Consider the following 15,607-nt stretch of genomic DNA (forward strand, 5'->3'; position numbering starts at 1 on the left):
CGGTTCTTTGCTTCCGACGAAGAAAAGTAAAGGCAGGGTGACAGGCACCCCGCCTTTATTATGCTCGGCCAATCTCCTTCTTTGTTCAAAATACCTATTTGCTTCAATCACCCAAAGAATAAATCCAAAATATTTGAAGCGGTAGAAGATTGCTTATTATAGAACTCAGAATAGCCGCATTTCTTACAATAAACTACAATGAACTCATTCCGTTGAACATCAAACATTTTAGATAAACCAGTTCCCGTCATAGCCACTTCCTTTTTTCCAGCATCCTTACTTCCACATTTTATACAGCCTTTTTCAGACATCGTTATTCCCCTTCCTAAAAATCATATTTTGATTATTCTTTAATACGTAAAGGGCCTGAAAAAGGTTTCATGGAAGCGTGGGTGGAAGCGTGGGGACGGTTCTTTGCTTCCATCTGCTATTTCACGCTCAAGGATAGTAAAGCATGGGGGAGTTTTTCATCTTTGTTTCTGTGTTTTAATGGCTACCACATTAGGAATAGCCCATCGCGGATATATTGAAATTATCTCGGATATATCGGGCAAAATCGCGGATATATTGAAATTATCGCGGATATATTGAAATAATCGTGGATATCCAATTTTCTGAGGCCCCAAATCAGTTTTTCCCCTACTGTGCTCCCGCTTCCCTTTACATTCAAGGATAGAACAATTCAATTTTTCTTCAAAAATTACAAGATTTTATCCATTTTAATGAAATATATCCCCGTTACTTAAAAACAGAATGATCTCTAAGCCAATCCCTTTCCATTCTACCCCAAATATAAAAAGACCATGTTAACCCCAATAACAAACAAATAATCCAAACAATCAACATTTCATTAACGGAAAAATCCATTTTAAATGAGCTAATAAGAAACCTAATAATATAGTAGTCAAGAGCCAGCGGCATAGATAAGACCAATCCAGATAGTAAAATAAATCTTTTTTTCCCTTTTTCTCGAATATGTCCCCAGTTCACCTATTAAATCCCCCAATCACAATTGGTTACACCAATATTATTATGCCTAGAGGGTAACTTTTTTTCGTAATATATAAGTTTTATCAAAGTAAACTGCCCTTAATCTAGTAAAAGCAAAAAAGCAATCCTTCACTCTTGAAGAACTGCTCCTGTTTGTTAATGAAAAAAATGGCTCTTTTAGTTCGAAAACTTTTCCAGCTCAGGATACTGAGTAAGCATCTTTTCGTTTGCGCATTCCATTTGCTTAGAATACTCTGCGTAAGAAACACTTAACTTCTTCATGGCTGGAATGAGTCTATCGTAGTATCCGCTCATCTTGTTGAAATCCTTAAGCAAAGCTTGCATTTTATACGCCTGAGAATTCTTGTATTCATCGGATTGAATATATTCTAAATATTGCTCTAGAAGAGCCTTGTTTTCAGATAAAAACTTTTCAGGATCTTCTACAGATTGCCTTGTGCTTTCAATAATCTCGTTCATATTTTGTGCGCTGATTTGTTTTGTATTTTCCTCAAAATATGCACGTAATTCATCAGGAAAATGAAGGGAAGGTGCATGATCTAAAAAATCTATGATTTCCTCATATGCCCATTGCTGCTCAGTTGTTAATATTGGTTCGTTCAAAAACCGGGAAAAATGAAGGCAAATGAATCTTCCATAATAACCCGGAAAGGCATCTAAAAGTTTTTCAGCTACTGTCGCATTTTGCTCAATTGCTTTTAAATCCTCACTTATTTCAACAAAGCCCTTACCACAACTGAGCTTATCGAGAATTTCTTTTTTTGCCTGTTCTTTTTGAATACTTAATTCCTTTTGAATGGATAATTTATGTAGTGTTTCACTAGTTTCATCATCGAGCGCAGCTTTTACTTTCCCTATACTTAGTCCAAGTTTTCGTAATACAGAAATCTTTTGTAGACGTACAATATCTTCTGGGCTAAAATCTCGATACCCATTTTCTAAAATAGTAGGGAAAATTAATTTTTGTTCGGTGTAATACTCAATTGCTTTTTTAGTTAAATTTGTTGCTTTACTAGTTTCGTTTATTAACATATTTGTCACCTCAGAACTAACGTAAGCTAACACCCAAGGGGATAGTCAATTGTTTTTACAAAAATATCAATCAATTTCTCTTTAAACAGCTTTCCCCTTTATTTGAGTTAGTAAAGCATATCATTGAAATAAGTATTTTACTGGTCCCACTCAACGCATGGCCTTTCCCTACAAAAACTATTGCAGCTGCCCTGGCCTAACTTCTTTGACTTTATACGGAAATGCATTATCAAACTCTTCAAGTTCCTTTTCATCTATGGAATAGCATTTCGGATCGGAATAGGTTCCTTTCATCGTTTTGATTTCGTGGCTGTCAAAAACCTTGACCATAAAGTATGGAACCTCCTCAGATCTGGCCATCCCTTCATAAAAAATTCCATACTTTGAGGCACTTTCAAAGCCAAATTTGATGTAATATGTAGGGTTTCCTGTAATTACAACTGCTGGGTATCCCATTTGTTTTGCTTTATCCAGCGTGAAGTTTATTAATTTTGAACCGTATCCTTTGCCTTGGTATTCAGGTAATACGCTTACCGGACCAAACAACAAAATATCCCTTTTTCCGCCATCATCCAAGACTAATGTCCCTTTTGCATAGACGATATTAGCGATGATTTTACCGTTCTCCTCTAGAACATAGTCTAACTCAGGTACGAAGCAGGCATCCTTCCTTAAATTATGTAAAGCCAGATGCTCGAAGCACCCAGGGCGGTATAAATTCCAGAATGCCTCTCTCGTAAGATTTTCTACTTCAAAGTAGTCCCTTTCCTGCTCTAATCTTATCGTTATTTCTGATCGATTCATTATTTTTCCCTCCCAATTTTAGCAATATAGGACTAGTATACTCATTTTTTCTAGTGGAGTGTTCCATTGTATTTTTATAAAAATTGAATTTCTCCATGTTCATTTATGCCTATGGTGAATATTCTAAAGTGAATATGAGCACACAGCTCAACATCACTTTTTGGTTTTTCACAAAATTTATTATGAGGGAAAGTGATATCCTTGAGTATATTTAGTAAAGTCAATCCTTCTGACCCAGAAACAATCCCTAAGTTTGTCGACAGGTTAGAAAAGCCTGAGGTTGCTAGACCTACACGAAATCCTAATTATCCTTATTATTCCTATTATGAGTTGGAAATGAAAGAAGACAAACACCGTTTCCATCGAGATTTCCCACTTACAACGATTTGGGGATATGATGGGCTTATTCCAGGTCCCACTATTGAGGCGGAAAAGGATAAAACTACTTATGTCAAATATATTAATAACCTGCCAAAGAAACATTTTCTTCCTGTGGACCGTACACTTCATGTTGCCAGTGATTCACCAGAGGTTCGGACAGTCACCCATTTACATGGGGCTAATGTCTTTTGGGAAAGTGATGGTCACCCTGAGGCATGGTATACGCAAAACTATGAATATGTGGGGCCAAAATTCAGAAGAGAAGTCCATGAATATACCAATCACCAACCTGCCACCACTTTATGGTACCATGATCATGCAATGGCATTAACTAGATTAAATGTTTACGCTGGACTCGCTGGCTACTACCTTCTTCGGGATAGTATGGAGGAAAGATTACATTTGCCTAAGGGAAAATATGAAATTCCTTTGATGATCCAAGATAAATCATTTAACGAGGACGGCTCCCTCTTCTATCCAATTGGACCTGAACCACCTCTTCCACCAGCTCCAGTCACCCCTTCTATTACCGTTGGATTTTTCGGTAATACGATTACGGTAAACGGTAAAGTATGGCCCTATTTAAACGTTGAGCCTAGAAAATATCGTTTCCGTATACTTAATGCTTCCAACCGAAGAGGATACATTTTAAGACTTTCCAACGATCAATCAATGATTCAAATAGGAACGGATGGTGGTTTTTTGACAGACCCCAATCCCATTCCAGCCATTGAATTATTGCCAGCCGAACGAACAGATTTGATTATTGATTTTTCCGGATTAGAAGGTCAGACGATTACATTAATGAACGATGACATCGAATCTGCTCCACCAAATGAACATACTGGTGTCATTATGCAATTCCGAGTAACCCTTCCACTAATAGGAAAAGATACAAGTGTCATTCCTGAAGAAATGGCACCGCGTGATTTAGACCTCCATGAGCAACATGCACATATTAAAAGAGATTTGCCTTTAACGGTTTCTAATGATTCGTATGGCAGACTCATGCTAATGTTAAACAACATGATGTATCATGAACCAGCAACTGAAAAACCATCACTGGACAGCATCGAAATCTGGAATTTCATAAACACGACACCCATCCCACATCCAATGCATATCCACTTAATTCAGGGCAAGATTCTTGGACGAAGACCATTTAATGTACAAAAATATATTAATGAAGGAAAGCTTGAAATGGGACCCCTTGAATTACCACGTAATTATGAAACCGGTTGGAAAGATGTCTTTAAGGCAGATGTAGGTTACGTAACATCGGTTATCATGCACTGGAAGGAATTCACAGGGAACTATATTTGGCACTGTCACTTCTTAGAACATGAGGACCACGACATGATGAGACCAATAACAGTAATCAACGATGCCCACCCAGTCCAGCAACCTCATGCAAACTAAGAAGCACGGGAAGAAGCACGGGGACGGTTCTCTGCTTCCAAATGAAGCACGGGGGAAGCACGGGGGACGGTTCTTTTGCTTCCAAATAATAGTCATTCGCACAAAGCTATCACCGTTTGTACAGATCTCAAAAATGAAATACCAGATACCCCTAACCAACGAAAGTAGGCCCAAATTCTTATTACAAAAGAACTTGAGCCTACACCAAAACAAATCACTCTAATAAAAAGAACGTAGGTTTCTCAAGCTCTTAATAGCTCTTGAACCTACGTTCTCCATAACCTTTAAATACCCGCTCGAATCTGCTTAATATAGTAGAATCGAACAATGAAGAAGTAAATGATTTGAATGATTAAAAACACACCTAATACCATTACCGATTCCTTAAAGAGGTTAAAGGAAAACATATGGGATAATGCCGTTAACGCAACAGCTCCATGGACGAGAGCGACTATTATTGGTGCGAAAAAGAGAATGGCGGTTTGTCTGTTTAATACCTTCTTTAATTCTTTCACTGTTAGCCCCATTTTCGAAATCGCCTTGAATTTTTGCTTATCCTCATCTAAATCCATATACAATCGGAAGTAAAGGAAGCTACCGGCTGATACGAAAAAGACAATGCCAATAAATAATCCTACAAATAAAATTGGTCCGTAAAATTTCATGATTTCATAGGTTTCATAATCGATAGACGTAAATTTATAGCGTTCTATATGTTTTATTATCTTTTCAGCTGCAGTCATAATTCCATCCTTACCAGAAGTGACTTGCCATGCATAATAGCTTTGCTTCACTTTTGGCTTAGGAAGCAATTCAAAATCATGATCAGACACAATATAATAAGAGCCTGTTGCAGGTAGAGCTTTAGAGGAGAGAACATCATCTTTGTTAGCTTTTAATGTCACCCCTGATTCTAATTGAATGGTTTTATCTAACAGTTCTGTTTTCTGGCCAAAATTCGTTCCTATAAAATCGACAACGATTACTTGACCATCCTTCACCGCTACCTTCTTTTCATCGATTAACGAGACAAAACGATTAAAATCTGATTCCTTTGTGATTAAGACTTCATCGTTTGCAATATCATAATAACTCATTACCATATGCTCATAATCTGCCTCAATCTTTTCTTCTTTTAATGTTTGGTTAATCAACGCAACGTCTTGCTTTTCTGTGTTTTCCTCAGAAGTTTTATAGGAAAAGGTATGGGCATTCACATCTTTGAGACCTGATGTAAGTACTGTTTGGAACCCAAATAAAGTTCCAATGGCAGAAAATGCAACCGTCGAAACGATGGCAACCATAAAAAATGTGCGCGCGTTATCCTTCATTCGAAACGCTAAGTCGGAAAAGAGAAGCATATTCGTTTTAAACCAAAAAATTGATTCCTTCTTTTTTAATCTCCGAATGATATAAACACTTAATTGCGTAAATAATAAATAGGTGCCAATAACGACAACGATAATAACAGGAAGCATTGCGGCAACAACCAAAACTCCCTTTACAAGCAAGGCCACTGCATAGCCGGTTCCAAGTAAAAAAACTGCTAACAAGGTTAAAAATATGCTAGCCTTTGGCTCACCCTTAGGGATTTTATTTCCTTTAATCAGTTCAATCAACCTTTTACTTCGCAATACATAGGTCACAAATAAGGATATAAAGAAAAACAAGACAATAAATGAAGCAAAGGTCAAAATGATTGCCCTTGTTGGAAAATAAAATGGTAAGGCACTTTCAATTATTAACACGTTTTCTGCTAGGAGCAGAATTCCCTTCGCAAACACAACGCCTAGTAATATCCCTCCAAGTGTCGCAAAAAAACCAATCAACATATTTTCTAAAAACACCATTAAGCGAATTTGCTTCATTGACATTCCTTGAATCATTAACAAACCAAATTCTTTTTTCCGCGATTGTAAAAATGAACTCATTGAATAAAGAATGAAGAAAAAAGAAAAGACGTAGATGATTCCTGCAGATATGTTCATCCCTTTTGCTACACTTGAATTCATTCCAGCCCCGTTTAATGCTGGATGATTAGCAAAAATCGAAAATGTGAAGAATACCATCACGGTAAATAAACTGCTAAGAAAGTAGGCAGCATATAACCTTTTATTACGTATCACATTATTAAACGCGAATTGACGAAAGGTCACGTGCATCCCCTCCCAATAAAGAAAGTGTATCGATGATCCTTTGGAAAAAGGCTTGGCGATTATCGCCACGATGGATTTCGGAATAGAACTTTCCATCACGGATAAATACGACCCGATTACAATAGCTGGCAGCCTGGGCATCATGAGTCACAAGCATCATCGTTGTTCGTTCTTTCTTATTAATTGCCTCAAGCATTTCCATCACATCTTTTGATGACTTTGAATCAAGATTTCCTGTCGGTTCATCTGCCAATAATAGCTTCGGTCCATGAATCATCGCTCTTGCTACTGCGGCTCTTTGTGCTTGTCCTCCCGAAATTTCGTAGGTGCGTTTTTTCATAATTTCGCTAATCCCTAGCTTTTCAGCAATTTCATTGGCTTTCCGCTTCATTTCCTTCACTTTTTTCCCATCTAGAGTTAATGGAAGAACGATATTCTCTTCAACCGTTAATGTATGTAGCAAATTAAAGTCTTGAAAGACAAAGCCAAGCTCACGACGTCTAAATTTGGCCAAGGCATCCTTTTTTAATTGATGAGGATTATTCCCATTAATTAAGATTTCTCCGGTCGTTGGCTCATCAATGGTTGCAATCAAATTTAATAGGGTGGTTTTCCCACTTCCGGACGGCCCCATTATGCCGACAAATTCACCTTCATCTATCACTAAATCAATATCTGTTAATGCACGATACGCAATGTTTCCTTCGTAAATTTTACTTACCTGTTTTACATTCAGCATCACAAGTTCCCCTCTCTCTACCATTTTCTTAACTTGTGACTAGTATAGCCGCTATTTCTATTTATAAAAATCGATTTATCTTTCACTTTCCTTACACGCATGTAAGGTTTTGGGCCACAGAAAAAATGATTCTAAAAGTGGAGCCTTCCCCTTCCCTTGAATCGAGTTCGATTCGGTGGCCAAGCTGCTCAGCGGCCTCCCTTGCTAAATAAAGACCCATTCCAGTCGATTCTCTAAATTTCCGACCATTTTCTCCTGTATAAAAGGGGTCGAACACCCGGCGCTTGTCCGTTTCAGGGATTCCTACACCCTCATCCTTAACCTCTAATACGGCTTCTCCACCTCTTTCATAAATCGATAGAAAGATGGTTCTGCTTTTTCCCTTTGAATACTTAACTGCATTATTAATAAGCTGGGAAAGCATGAAGAACAACCATTTTTCATCTGTTTCGACCGTAATCCCTTCCCTTTCCTGCGAAAAATTTGGATACACTTGATTTCTAATATAGAGGCGTTTATTTTCATGATTCACTTCATTAACAAGCCTTAAAAGTTCTACCGGTTTGATATGAAAATCCTGTTCAATCGTCCGCAATCTTGCCATATAAAGAATGGTATTCAAGCCAGTCTTGATACGGTCGGTTTCCTCTCGAATACTCGATGAATCTGGCTCATCCAGGTTTTGGGCAATGAGCTCAACAACTGATAATGGCGTTTTCATTTGATGGACCCATTGATCCATAAACTTCAAATGCTCTTCTTTGCTCGATTCTAATTTTTTTATTTGTCCCTGAAATAGCTTATATTGATTCTTTAATAATTGATCAAGTGCTTCAGAAATGGGGGTTTGTTCTGTTTTTTGTAGGGATTGATCCAAAGACTCCAGGTCGCTGCTAAGCCTTTTGTAAAAATGACGACGATTATAATAATGAATAATTAAATATCCCCCGAGGAAAAAAATCCCGAGGAACACCGAGTAAAGGGCAGGTAATAAATGATGATACCCATCAAGAAAATAAATTGCCAGAATCACAAAGAATTGTATGATTTGCACAAAAACTAGAAAAGTGTGCTCCTTTAGAAATAATTTCATTGGTTTTCAACCCTTATCCAGGAAATATTCAGTCGATACCCTACACCTCTTATGGTCTCGACTGCTCCTTGAATACCAACAGCCTCAAATTTTTTACGGATCCGCGTAATGTTTACATTCAATGTGTTTTCATCCACATACATTTGGTCATCCCATAATTTTTCAAGTAAATCCTCTCGACCCGCTACTCGAGGATATCTTTCTATTAAACTTTCAATCAAATCTGCTTCTTTTTTGGTAAGGGTAACTGTTTCCTCTTTAAAAATTAATTCCAGCCTCTCGGGAAGTAGCTTTAACCCTTCGATCTCCAACACACGCTCCTCAAGCTTAGAAGCGTATTCTCCATAGGCTCGGCGAAGCTGACTGCGAATTTTCGCAATGACAATTTCCGGATGAAAGGGTTTGGTAATAAAATCGTCGCCCCCATTTTCCAATGCCATGATCTGATCCATCTCCCCAACCCGCGCCGAGATGAAAATCACTGGACAAATCGATTGCTTACGTATTTGACGGCACCAATAATAGCCATCAAAGCTAGGTAGATTAATATCTAATAAAACAAGATCTGGCTTTTGTTCTTGAAAATCATTCATAACTTGGTCGAAATCAGTTACAACATACGAATCATATCCATATTTATTTATGTATAATTGCAAATGCTCAGCAATTTTAGGATCATCCTCAATAATCAAAATCCCTTGCATAAAAACCACTCCTTTCCCTGTCAATTATCCCATATCATATAATATTCAAAAAGCAAAAACTTTCGAAGCATGGGGACGGTTCCCTGCTTCCAAATCTGCAGGAAGCGTGGGGACGGTTCCCTGCTTCCGAGAAGATTCGCGGGGACGGTTCCCTGCTTCCGAAACGGAAGCACATAAGAAACCCGCAGAAATTGCAATGGCAATTCTCTGCTTCTAAAAATACCTTGGGAAAGGATCATCTGCTCCCAATTGGCCAAAAATTGGTCAGAGCGTAGAGAAACCAAAAACTCTACTTGAAAAAATGAACCAAACGGAAAACAGGCTCAAGTCCTTATCACACAAGAACATGAGCCTACTTCCATAATCTAATTGGTAAGACAGAATTCAAATGAGATGTCTAATCAAAAGATTTGTAACGCCTTTTCTTCTATCTATTTGTAACAATGGATTCAAGAACATAGGCCTTTTCGAATCCCTCTCTAGTAGCCTCGCCAAGAGAACCATAGCCTAGAGCATCTCCCAGCACAAACACATTATCCATTTCTTCTTTTAATACTTCTTCTAGTGGGTTATACGCCATAATACCCATCGCAATTATTACATATTCTGAGTCAATGACTGATTGTTTCCCAGATAAAGAGTCCTCTATAACAACCCTCTCCGGAAGGATTTCCACTAATTGATGTCCCGTAACAATTTCCACATTTATTTTTTTCAGCTTATTAAGAAGTCTTAATCTAGTATCTTCACCAATTTTTCTGCTTGCTTTCGTAGGAATTTCTAAATATGTAACTTGATTGCCGGCCTCCGCAAGACGTCGTGCAATTCCATGACAGGTCATACCACTGCCTACGACAGTAACTTTATTATTCGTAAATCCTTTTCTCTCTAATTTGATATCTTCATAGGTGTATACATGATCCAAATCAACGCCTTCTACCTCTGGAAGTCTTGGTCTTCCGCCTGTTGCTAATAAAACAGCATAAGGATTGAGATTGATAATTCCTGGTACAGTTGCCTCAGTATTCAATCGGACGTCTACATTTAAACGTTCCATTTCATTTTTGAGGTAATGAAGATGCCATGCCATTTTCTTTTTATAAGTTGGATCATCGACAAGGTTCAATTGGCCACCAAGTTTATCATCCTTTTCAAAAAGAGTAACCTCATACCCTTTTAGTCTTAAAATTCGCGCGGCCTCGATTCCACCTGGTCCACCGCCAACAACCACAACATGGCGTCTTTCAGCAGAAGGAAGACACTTTAGTTCCTTAAATTCCAGTTCCCGGCCTGCTCTGGCATTGATGGAACACCGGACATGTAAGTTTTTATTAACTGAATGGATACAATGGAGACAGTTAATACATTTTCTAATTTGATCCTCGCGACCTTCCTTTGTTTTATGAACCCACTCAGGATCTGCGATTAGACCCCTTCCAATGGCAACAAAGTCTGCTCTACCTTCAGATAAGATATTTTCCACAAATTGCGGTTCACGGATAGACCCGACCGTGATCAATGGGATATTGACTACTTTTTTTATCTCTTCTGCCAAGTACACTCTCCAACCTTGTTCATACAAAGGAGATTCTATAATTTTGTCGCTAGAGTCATAGGTTCCACAACTGATATGCAGTCCATCGACTCCTAGTTTTTCCACGTAACGGCAAATTTCTTTGCCTAGTTCTAAATCAATGCCCCCTTCAATAAATTCCTCCACACTAAGACGAACGGTAACAGGGTAATCCTCGCCACATTTTTCACGAATGCCAAGAATAATTTCCTCAAGAAATCTCATTCGATTCCTAAAGCTTCCTCCGTATTCATCCGTACGTATATTTGCTTCTGGGCTTAAAAACTGGTTAATTAAATAGCCATGGGCACCATGAACTTCAACACCATCAATCCCAGCCCGCTTGCATCTTTCAGCAGCCTGAACAAATTTATTTACCAATTCTTTTACTTCTGCTGTCGTTAATTCCCGAGGTTCTTCACCTACTGCAGCACAGGCAACGTTACTCGGAGCAACGATTTGCTTCCCATTTAAAAATGCGGAATTTGACTGCCTTCCAGCGTGATGGATTTGTATAAAAACCTTCGCCCCATATTTATGTATCGAATTAGCTAAACGTTGGATTCCAGGGATAAATCGATCATCGTCAAACCGCAATTGCCTAACAAATCCTTTCCCGTATTCATAATCGATACAGGTAAATTCAATAATAATTAACCCCGTTCCCCCCTTTGCCCTTTCTTCATAATAGGCAATAAGGTGATCTGTGACCTCACCTTCCACACCAGCCAAATTCGTTCCCATTGGGGGCATAACAATCCTGTTTTTTAAAGTTAAATCACCAATTTTACCTTCCTTGAAAATGTTTTGATTATTCATATCGAGCCCTCACATTATATGTATAGTCTTGTGAATAATTTCACAAGTGATAGCAAAAAAATATATCACACATCTATTTTAAAGCAATTAGCATGAATTTTCGACTTTTTTTGGAAGCATGGGGACGGTTCTTTGCTTCCAAAGTGGCACAGCCGTAAGCATGGGGACGGCTCTTTTAAGCGGACAATCGGAAGTTTTGCACTCAAAAAGGCACAACTAGCGTATTATTGCTCGTTGTGCCTTTGCTGTTTTCTTGTTTGGAGTTCCAAATGCAAAATTTTCGATTGCCGGAGAAGAATGAAGTCGCGGCCCCCATCTCTATGGGATTTCAAACTTTTATCTCTCTCTAGAATTTTATTTTTTTACTAATTTAATATGCCCAGGATTCTCATCTATAGAGATTTCGTTTGATTTTGGATACATTCTCCCCCTCCCCACTATGACATTAATGCCGCCTGGTCATAATCTTCAGGTAGTATCTTTGATGCATAAATTGAAGATAGTATCCCGATAATAAATACAAGAGAAATGATAATTATAATTACAAAGAGTCGCTTTGGAATTGTTTTTAAAGTAATTCCCTTAAGATATGTAACTTGAGGGAGCCTAAAACACATTATTATCATTCTAATGGCATGTCGATTGAAATGATTAACAAATAGTTCAATTACTGAACCGCGTTGATAGGAGAGTTAAACAATAGCCCCCATTATTTGAAGAACGCTTTTAATTAGTGGCTTCTCTCATAAAAGGTCACAAAATATCTAAAGTTGTTTGTATACTCTACATAAATATTACTAAATTGATTTTTAAGTCCACTCCTAGTAATGTACTTATTATTTTTTAATTCAGCAATATTCTCTTCCAATGATAATAAGTTTCTTATTATATCAACTAAATATCCTCTTTGTTCACTTGTATACTCTACCTGAACAATTAGTTTCAGTAAAATTTCTCTTACTTCTTGCACCTCAAAAATCATAGAATCTAATTTCATAGAATTAAACGATACAGAATCTTTATTAATTAACCAATCTTGTTCAAAAATCGGTAGAATATATTGTGTTCGATTTATTGTTAGATTTATATTTTTGTTATCTGAATTATCTTTTAAATCTTTTTCATAGGAAGCTTTAAATTCATTTACGATTTCTTTATAGCTTTTATCATTAAATAGAATCTTGTAGGGTTTAAAGGAATAACTTTTATAAACACTGAAAGTGGAGTAAGGATATAGCCAAGTCATTATAGAAACAAAAATGACAATGAATACAACAAATCTCTTTATCCACCAACTACTGCTTTTCATCTTATTATTCATAAAATTCCCCTTACTTTATTTAGACTCTTATGTCCCGTTTCATCAATAAGTTCAACAAAAAGGCGTTAAAACCCTTTTAATTCAACGCACCAAATGCGGGAGTTAAATTGAGGGAAAACATCAATTTTTAGCAATCATTTTTTCACAAATATATATATTAACAACCAAATTATACCTATAAAACCTACAATTAATCCCATTCCACCTATTGCCATTCCCTCAAAACCACCTGGCACAGAAAAACTAACCAAAATTGTCCCAAACCCTACAAATATTAATAAATATGGTAAAACATCAAGCCCTGTACCTTTACGAAGATGATCAATTATTTTCCACAGTGATAAAATTAAAATTGCAAATAAAATTATTATATATACCATAAATGCCCCCTTAATAATAAATTACTTGTTTCTTTATAATACCAAATATAACATTAAATATTAAATCTTTTTACTTCAAAATTGCCCTTAAGTGAATGCTTATCCTTGTTCATGGATAGCTCCCGATTCCGGGTTCACAACAGGTACCTTTCCTTCTAGTGAGGTGTGTGGGCGAAGAAAATTAAAGTAGGCCAAAACAACGTCACAAAGGATACTTTACCTTGTTCTGATCCAAACCCATGGGTCGAACGATAATTGCCTTTAAATGTGCGATTGAGCCTTTCAACGATCTGTTTTAAAGGTCTGTATTCCGTTGAAACAGGTTCTTCATTGGTTAGTACTATTACCTGCTTCACGTAAAATTTAATATCGTGTTGAGCCAGAAGACAGAATGGATTCCCATCTACTAGGAATGTTAAGTCTTCTGATTAATAAGGTAAGTAATGTTCGAATCATTTGTTCTTGATAGTTCATAAAAGTTAACAAATAGGTTATAATTTGAGGGTACAAATTGTCACTTCCTTTTCTAAGGTTGTTGGGTGTGTGGTAACCTCTATTTCCTTAAATTTTAGGGGGTGGCAATTTTTTTGCTCATATAGCCCTCTATCAAGGCAATTTGTAGCCTATTTCTTATAAAAATCTTGACAATACGGCCCGACTTGGAAAAGGGAAAATATGAAGATGTATTTTTGTTGCAGTACGTGATATTATGAACATATGAAAAAGTATGCCTTTCGTGGAGTGTTTGGTTTTGGTCGATTAAACAATACCACAAAGAGCATACTTTTTCATTTTTTTATACTTTAATTACACTATCGGGAATTTCTCTTTCCTTCATTCCTTCATTAAAATGTTTTCGTATTTGAGACTCACATGAATTAGGAAATATAGCAAAGTCAACAATCTGATATATTGATACAAATCTGATCCACATATAAAAAAGCTGCTCACATTCGAGCAACTTTAAAAAGGAAGCATGGGGACGGTTCTCTGCTTCCACCATTTGGAAGCAGAGAACCGTCCCCATGCTTCCTACACAAGTTTATTGACTTTGTGAAGTCTTGTAGTGAAGGTTTCGTAGTCGCTTAGTAAAATCCCTGTGTACAGCATGTCTACGATGGCTAAGAGTGAAATCCTTGAAATCATCGTTTCACTGTAGAAAGTTGTTTCATGGTCGCCTGTTAATAATTTTATATCTGCAAATTCTAAGATTTTCGAGGCTTTGTAGTTGGTTAATGCAATCGTTTTCGCCCCAGCTTCTTTTGCGATTTTAAGCGTATTTACTACATCTATTGTGCTACCAGAGTGAGAAATTGCGATGGCTACGTCTTTTTCTGTTAACGAGACACAGCTCAACTGCTCCAGATGGTTATCGGCGAAATAGCGAGCATCTAGCCCAATTCTGATAAGCTTACTAACAAAATCTAGAGCGATACTTCCAGATGTACCTACGCCAAATACGTCGATTCTTCTGGCGTTTATGATGGCTATTATTGCCTCTTCAAATGCCTTTTGGTCGAATATTTTCAGCGTATCTTCCAGTCCGCGAATCGTTGAATTGACTATTTTTTCTGGAACATAACCAAGCGTGTCCTCTGGAGTAATATTTATATTTACGAGTTTATTCTCCCCTTCAGATGAACTTTCTTTCCCCCAGTCACGCAATATTTGTGCTTTAAATTCGCTGTAGCCTTTAAATCCAATTGCCTTCGTAAAACGAACAACTGATGGTTCACTCAGTTCTGTTGCTCTGGCTAATTCTGAAAGCGTCATTTCTGATACTTTATTTCCTGTAGCGAGAACAAAATCAGCAATTTTCTTTTCTGATTTACTGAGTGAATTATAGTTTAGTTTAATGATTTCTGTATAAGTTTGGTTATTCATCACCAATTTCATCCCTATGTAGTTTTACTACATTTTAATAAACACAATCTATATCGTCAAATTTATTAATTGCTCAACCTAATTTCTTTTTTCGCAAAAAAATCCCCAAGGATATGTTTCACTACTACCATTTCTATTTCCAAAGCCCGTCTCCATCCTTTGATGTATCTACCTTTATGATCAGCAATCATATCGGCATTTCCGCAAAACTACATTTTTAATTAAACATTGTAGGAAAATTACATTTATCTATTAACAAACAAACCTAAAAGTCTTATATTAAAATTGTAG

General features: G+C 37.1%; 13 protein-coding genes and 2 pseudogenes. 1 reads left to right on the forward strand and 14 read right to left on the reverse strand.

The window, feature by feature from the left end; genetic code table 11:
• Positions 1-107: 107 nt before the first annotated feature.
• From BQ6100_RS05895 to BQ6100_RS05910, 4 genes are all read right to left on the reverse strand, one after another.
• The gene (locus tag BQ6100_RS05895) at positions 108-311 is read right to left on the reverse strand and encodes a zinc ribbon domain-containing protein (RefSeq protein ID WP_075980781.1); all 204 of its coding nucleotides are present in this window, start codon (positions 309-311) and stop codon (positions 108-110) included.
• A 427-nt stretch (positions 312-738) separates the two neighbouring features.
• Complete coding sequence (locus tag BQ6100_RS05900; RefSeq protein ID WP_075980782.1) at positions 739-990, reverse strand: hypothetical protein; 252 nt, start codon at positions 988-990, stop codon at positions 739-741.
• Positions 991-1,167: 177 nt separating this feature from the next.
• Entirely contained in the window at positions 1,168-2,043 is an 876-nt protein-coding gene (locus BQ6100_RS05905) for a MerR family transcriptional regulator (RefSeq protein ID WP_075980783.1), read from the reverse strand.
• A 177-nt stretch (positions 2,044-2,220) separates the two neighbouring features.
• Complete coding sequence (locus BQ6100_RS05910; protein ID WP_075980784.1) at positions 2,221-2,847, reverse strand: GNAT family N-acetyltransferase; 627 nt, start codon at positions 2,845-2,847, stop codon at positions 2,221-2,223.
• A 207-nt stretch (positions 2,848-3,054) separates the two neighbouring features.
• On the opposite strand from BQ6100_RS05910, the gene BQ6100_RS05915 reads away from it, so the two are divergent.
• Positions 3,055-4,647, forward strand: a complete 1,593-nt coding sequence (locus tag BQ6100_RS05915; protein WP_173719893.1) for a multicopper oxidase family protein — start codon at positions 3,055-3,057, stop codon at positions 4,645-4,647.
• Positions 4,648-4,931: 284 nt separating this feature from the next.
• On the opposite strand, the gene BQ6100_RS05920 is transcribed toward BQ6100_RS05915, so the two are convergent.
• The 10 genes and pseudogenes from BQ6100_RS05920 to BQ6100_RS05970 all read right to left on the reverse strand — a co-directional run bounded on the left by BQ6100_RS05920 (position 4,932) and on the right by BQ6100_RS05970 (position 15,316).
• On the reverse strand, positions 4,932-6,803 hold the full coding sequence (locus BQ6100_RS05920) for an ABC transporter permease (protein ID WP_075980785.1): 1,872 nt from the start codon (positions 6,801-6,803) through the stop codon (positions 4,932-4,934).
• Entirely contained in the window at positions 6,778-7,542 is a 765-nt protein-coding gene (locus BQ6100_RS05925) for an ABC transporter ATP-binding protein (RefSeq protein WP_075980786.1), read from the reverse strand. Before BQ6100_RS05925 ends, BQ6100_RS05920 begins: the two co-directional genes overlap by 26 nt.
• Positions 7,543-7,633: 91 nt before the next feature.
• Positions 7,634-8,635, reverse strand: a complete 1,002-nt coding sequence (locus BQ6100_RS05930) for a sensor histidine kinase (RefSeq protein ID WP_075980787.1) — start codon at positions 8,633-8,635, stop codon at positions 7,634-7,636.
• Positions 8,632-9,339, reverse strand: a complete 708-nt coding sequence (locus tag BQ6100_RS05935; RefSeq protein ID WP_075980788.1) for a response regulator transcription factor — start codon at positions 9,337-9,339, stop codon at positions 8,632-8,634. Before BQ6100_RS05935 ends, BQ6100_RS05930 begins: the two co-directional genes overlap by 4 nt.
• A 427-nt stretch (positions 9,340-9,766) precedes the next feature.
• Positions 9,767-11,731, reverse strand: coding sequence for an oxidoreductase (locus tag BQ6100_RS05940; RefSeq protein WP_075980789.1), 1,965 nt, complete (start codon positions 11,729-11,731; stop codon positions 9,767-9,769).
• Positions 11,732-12,168: 437 nt separating this feature from the next.
• Positions 12,169-12,402: pseudogene (locus BQ6100_RS05945) on the reverse strand (lipid II flippase family protein); the annotation flags it as partial.
• 59 nt (positions 12,403-12,461) lie between these two features.
• Positions 12,462-13,052, reverse strand: coding sequence for a hypothetical protein (locus tag BQ6100_RS05950; protein WP_075980791.1), 591 nt, complete (start codon positions 13,050-13,052; stop codon positions 12,462-12,464).
• A 134-nt stretch (positions 13,053-13,186) separates the two neighbouring features.
• A complete protein-coding gene (locus BQ6100_RS05955; RefSeq protein WP_075980792.1) occupies positions 13,187-13,432 on the reverse strand; it encodes a hypothetical protein in 246 nt (81 codons plus the stop codon).
• 126 nt (positions 13,433-13,558) lie between these two features.
• A pseudogene (locus BQ6100_RS21675) lies at positions 13,559-13,857 on the reverse strand (DDE-type integrase/transposase/recombinase); the annotation flags it as partial.
• Between the two features lie 607 nt (positions 13,858-14,464).
• Positions 14,465-15,316, reverse strand: coding sequence for a MurR/RpiR family transcriptional regulator (locus BQ6100_RS05970; protein WP_075980794.1), 852 nt, complete (start codon positions 15,314-15,316; stop codon positions 14,465-14,467).
• Positions 15,317-15,607: the final 291 nt, after the last annotated feature.

Origin of the sequence: Bacillus massilinigeriensis, from assembly GCF_900117315.1 — a bacterium.
Taxonomy (GTDB): domain Bacteria; phylum Bacillota; class Bacilli; order Bacillales; family Cytobacillaceae; genus Bacillus_BE; species Bacillus_BE massilionigeriensis.

What these genes read in the sequence shown, in the direction of transcription:
- BQ6100_RS05940 (WP_075980789.1), bottom strand. Translation starts at nt 11,731, where the DNA reads ATGAATAATCAAAACATTTTCAAGGAAGGTAAAATTGGTGATTTAACT.
- BQ6100_RS05955 (WP_075980792.1), bottom strand. Translation starts at nt 13,432, where the DNA reads ATGGTATATATAATAATTTTATTTGCAATTTTAATTTTATCACTGTGG.
- BQ6100_RS05970 (WP_075980794.1), bottom strand. Translation starts at nt 15,316, where the DNA reads ATGAATAACCAAACTTATACAGAAATCATTAAACTAAACTATAATTCA.
- BQ6100_RS05905 (WP_075980783.1), bottom strand. Translation starts at nt 2,043, where the DNA reads ATGTTAATAAACGAAACTAGTAAAGCAACAAATTTAACTAAAAAAGCA.
- BQ6100_RS05935 (WP_075980788.1), bottom strand. Translation starts at nt 9,339, where the DNA reads ATGCAAGGGATTTTGATTATTGAGGATGATCCTAAAATTGCTGAGCAT.
- BQ6100_RS05930 (WP_075980787.1), bottom strand. Translation starts at nt 8,635, where the DNA reads ATGAAATTATTTCTAAAGGAGCACACTTTTCTAGTTTTTGTGCAAATC.
- BQ6100_RS05925 (WP_075980786.1), bottom strand. Translation starts at nt 7,542, where the DNA reads ATGCTGAATGTAAAACAGGTAAGTAAAATTTACGAAGGAAACATTGCG.
- BQ6100_RS05950 (WP_075980791.1), bottom strand. Translation starts at nt 13,052, where the DNA reads ATGAATAATAAGATGAAAAGCAGTAGTTGGTGGATAAAGAGATTTGTT.
- BQ6100_RS05895 (WP_075980781.1), bottom strand. Translation starts at nt 311, where the DNA reads ATGTCTGAAAAAGGCTGTATAAAATGTGGAAGTAAGGATGCTGGAAAA.
- BQ6100_RS05910 (WP_075980784.1), bottom strand. Translation starts at nt 2,847, where the DNA reads ATGAATCGATCAGAAATAACGATAAGATTAGAGCAGGAAAGGGACTAC.